Origin of the sequence: Microcoleus sp. A6-C6, assembly GCF_036705955.1 — a bacterium.
Lineage (GTDB): Bacteria > Cyanobacteriota > Cyanobacteriia > Cyanobacteriales > Microcoleaceae > Microcoleus.
The window spans coordinates 1-4,079 of record NZ_JAUBVR010000156.1 but is presented as its reverse complement, the minus strand read 5'-3'; the positions used below and the strand labels follow the sequence as shown (position 1 = coordinate 4,079).

Genomic DNA, 4,079 nt, shown 5'->3' with positions numbered 1-4,079 from the left:
GATGCTATATCTGCCCATTTTTGTGACTTATTTATGCCTTCTTTAATTCCCCAATCTTAGACCTGAATCCTTACTTTCCTTCGATGCAGGTTTGCGACAATTGCCCATAGCAGCTTTCTACGATGGCGAACACTTTTTAGTAGAAAAGTACAGCCTTGGTTCAATTCCTAGTGTCAGCTTGACTAGCACTAATTATCAAAGCTTGAAAAATGCCCAAGTTTTAGCAATGGGTGCTTCTGAATTTCTCGATAAAGATCCTTTACCTGCTGTACCGATCGAATTATCGGCGATCGCAGGTACGATACGCAACAACCAAAATGCTCCCGAATTGGCTTTGTGGCCCGGCCGCTTTTTTCTCAATCAAGATTTTACCCTGGAAAATCTCACCAAACAGCGGCAACAAAAACAGGCGTTTGACATTGTTCACCTAGCTACTCACGCCAGCTTTCCGCTCAATCAAAACGGACGCAAGGAGGCTGAGATTGACCTCTGGAAGCGCTCTTTGGCGCTGGATGAATTTCGGTTGGCGAAGTGGTACGATCGCAGACAAGTACAGTTATTGGTGCTCAGTGCGTGCGAAACTGCGATCGGCGACAGTACCGCAGAAATGGGTTTTGCTGGACTCGCAGTCCGCAGCGGTGTAAAATCGGCTTTGGCGAGTTTGTGGAAAGTTAATGATTTCGCGACTTTGGGGCTGATGACTGAGTTTTATGCTAATTTGCGATCGGCTCCCATTAAAGCTGAAGCTCTCAGACAAGCTCAACTGGCGATGATTCGCAAACAGGTAGTCATTAAAGATGGTAAGTTGGTGGGAACTCAAAGGGCGATCGATCTTACTCAAGCCGGACAAGTAGCAAATTCTGATTTATCTCATCCCAAATTTTGGGCCGGATTTACACTAATTGGTAGTCCTTGGTAATCAGCTAGCCCGCATCTAATTTTAATAGCAAATTGTCAAAAAATCTTTTTTGCAAAAATGAGATGCTCCAGGAAAAACGTCAAACTAAATTCTTTATCCAAGCAAAAACTATGAGCAACTTTACTAAAATATTCAATTCCAAAGATAAATCCTCAATCAAATTGAATTTAGAGGAATCCGTCGCGGCGGTAGCGCTTGTCGCAGCCGAAGCCAACGCCCCTGACGCAGACGCAGATATCTTGGAAAGCATACTTTGGGATTCAGAAATATTTGCTGAATTCTCGGAAGATGATATGTCAGCAATGTTTCAAAATTTGGCGAATATTATCGCCGAAGATGGTTTGGGAGGATTATTTAACACGGCTTCTGAATCACTGCCAAATGAGTTGGTGTTGGATACTTTTGCTATCACCGCAGCCATGTTTATCGTAGATGATACAGTGTCCAAGAAGCACCGGGATTTTCTCAAAAAATTTCAAGAAGTATTAGGTGTAGACGATGAGGAAGCTAACGAAATTATCGAGGATGTGATTGCTGCATACTCATCAGTAGAACTAGAATTGGAAGAGCCTGATTTCGATGTAGAGGAGCCGTTGTACCTATCTGCTCAAGGCAATTTTGCCGTCTCGATTCCAGTTGACAAGCAACGAGGCGGTAAAATTGACGATTCAGCAGGCGGTGTTGAATTTTCTGACGATTTTGGTGTTTTGCTGAAAATTGATTATTTCCCGATTTCTGGCGAAGTGGAAAAATTGATTGAGTCAGCGGGCGAATGGGCTTATCTTACTTCGTTTCTTAACAATTTTATTGATAGCCAAATTCTCGCTAAATTTGCTGATTCTAAGTTACTCTACACTGAATATTTAGAAGATGAAGAAGCTTATTTTGCAGTGGTCGATTTGCCTGCGGGTGCTACTCTCAGTGTGACAAAAAACGACGACCAAGTTACTCGGATGGATGCTTATCGGGGATTTATGGCTTTTATCGTTGACGATTTTTGCTACATGGTAAGTTGTCAGCGAATTTATGAGAACAAGGACGAATTGGGTTCTCTTGAGTCGGAGGTTGAGGGCCTTATGAACAAGATTTTTGACTTCATTGAGACGATTGAATTCTCTGGCGCAGAATAAACATGATTTATAGCGGATCGAGAGAAAGATGAAGTATTGACCAATTAATGCCTCAATCTCTCAATCGCAAAAGGTGCGTCGCCATGAGATTTGAGATTGAATGCTAGAGATTAAACATGGCGACACACCCTACGAAATTTCTAGATATTAGAGGTTTTTTGCAATAAAATAGTGCGATCGAGAATTAGGCTTTTTGACCGATTCTCGATCGCACTTCCAAATAAACTCAGTCAACCGCAGTCGAAAGACAGCAGCAATTAGCAGCCATTTTCGACTAGCTAGCAGTCTGAGCTTCCAATTTTTGCTTGAGTTCTTCCAAAGCACTCGCCCAGCGTGGATCTGGCTGTACCGAGCCCGAATCACCACTCGACACCGTTGTTGTTGACTGATTGCGGCGAGACTTGTTGTTGTCACCCCGACGACGATTGCTTTTACTAGAACCGCCTCCACCTTGGGTAGGGGGAGCCGAGCGCTGCTGTTGCGGCACAGGTGCTGGCACAGACGGCGATGTCGATGCTGACGCCGACACCAACTGCGGTGAAGCAGGCGATGATGACTGTTGCTGATCGTCTTCGCCCTTCTCAGATTTACCCTTAGAGCGGGGCAGTGCCTTTTCTATTTTCAGCGGGTTTTCCTTGAACATCAAGCCGTTGTACTTCTCAATAACTTCGTCGGCTTGTTCGTCAGTGAGCACCGTCACAAAACCGAAGCCTCTGCATTTACCAGTTTTGCGGTCTGTAATTACCTTTGTGGTAACAGATTCACCTTCTGGTGCAAAAACTTCTTGCAATTCTAGGCGATCGAGTTCTTTTGGTAAATTACCAACATAAAGACGAATAGACATGAAAAATTCCTCCAGACTTGGATTTTAATTAATTTGCTCGAACAAAATTACCTGAAGTCAAATCAATATTGACCGCAGGGAAACACCGCATAACCACAGAATTTGCACATTCCTCCCACCAACCTTGACAGCTCCCCCCACCTTTTAGAACAAAAAGATGATTTACTCTGATCAGGCCGGAACTTAACCGCCAATAATGCAGAGAGCTTTTAAATCTCAGGTTGTTGTGTAAACTTTTAGTCATCACTCAAATGTTTAGGCTATTGGCTGTTCTGTATTACTTGCTTCCGGTTTTGATTCAGAATGTTTATAGCCAGCGCCGTGTAGAAATTTATGTCCAAGGATGTCAATTGCAAGCGATTGGAATGCCAGTATTCAGTCTAATACAGTGAGGGATAAAATCGCTAACATTTTTTCAGCCAGTAATCTTACCTCACCCTAATCTCGCTCCTAGTGTTGAGGACTACTCACTTACCCAGTATCCCTTAAATCGGGCCTGGTTGTGTCCGACCATTGTTTAAAGGTATCACAGGCTTGGTAACAGAGCTAGTTATTTAGGAATATTTCATGGCAAATTGAACGAAAAGCGCATCTGAATCACTTTTTTGAGTTCATCCGGCAGAGCTAAATTGGCTGTCTAAAAAAAACAGCCGACAAGCGGCTGGCTGAACTTGCTGTGTTGGGAGGTTGACAATTTTTACGCAATGCCTTATGGATTTTAGCCAACTGAAGTTATCGCGCTATTTGGTTCAATCCGATTCATGTAAATAAATGTAACAGAGTGTTGGCAAAAAAGCAACTTTTCTTTACAAAGGCTTTAGTCAGTTGTCAGTTGTCAGTTGTCAGTTGTCAGTTGTCAGTAGTCAGTAGTCAGTAGTCAGTTGTCAGTAGTCAGTTGTCAGTTGTCAGAAGCAAGAGGGAAGAAGGATGCGCGCTGCGCGTGAATATCCATAGGGTGCAGGCCGAACACCCATCCGCCCATCCGCCCTTTAACTCAATACTCATCTGCGGTTGGGCGTTGTGCGCGACTCGTGCCACAATTTGACAACCAAGCTGTACTGGATTGAAATTGTCTATTTCAATTTCGCCTCAAAACTAATCAAATAATCTCCCCATCTCCCCATCTCCCCATCTCCCCATCTCCCCATCTCCCCATCTCCCCCTCTCCCCCTCTCCCCATCTCCCC

General features: G+C 43.9%; 2 protein-coding genes and 1 pseudogene. 2 read left to right on the top strand and 1 reads right to left on the bottom strand.

The genetic code is table 11. The annotated features are described in order from the left end of the window. Positions 1 to 82 precede the first annotated feature (82 nt). Positions 83 to 919, top strand: a pseudogene (locus QUB52_RS28720) (CHAT domain-containing protein); the annotation flags it as partial. 110 nt (positions 920 to 1,029) lie between these two features. Next, a complete protein-coding gene (locus QUB52_RS28715; protein ID WP_332969984.1) occupies positions 1,030 to 2,049 on the top strand; it encodes a tellurite resistance TerB family protein in 1,020 nt (339 codons plus the stop codon). Positions 2,050 to 2,323: 274 nt separating this feature from the next. On the opposite strand, the gene QUB52_RS28710 is transcribed toward QUB52_RS28715, so the two are convergent. Further along, positions 2,324 to 2,893, bottom strand: a complete 570-nt coding sequence (locus tag QUB52_RS28710) for an RNA recognition motif domain-containing protein (protein WP_265239380.1) — start codon at positions 2,891 to 2,893, stop codon at positions 2,324 to 2,326. Positions 2,894 to 4,079: the final 1,186 nt, after the last annotated feature.

Coding starts and splice junctions, on each gene's coding strand:
- QUB52_RS28710 (WP_265239380.1), bottom strand. CDS start 2,893: ATGTCTATTCGTCTTTATGTTGGTAATTTACCAAAAGAACTCGATCGC.
- QUB52_RS28715 (WP_332969984.1), top strand. CDS start 1,030: ATGAGCAACTTTACTAAAATATTCAATTCCAAAGATAAATCCTCAATC.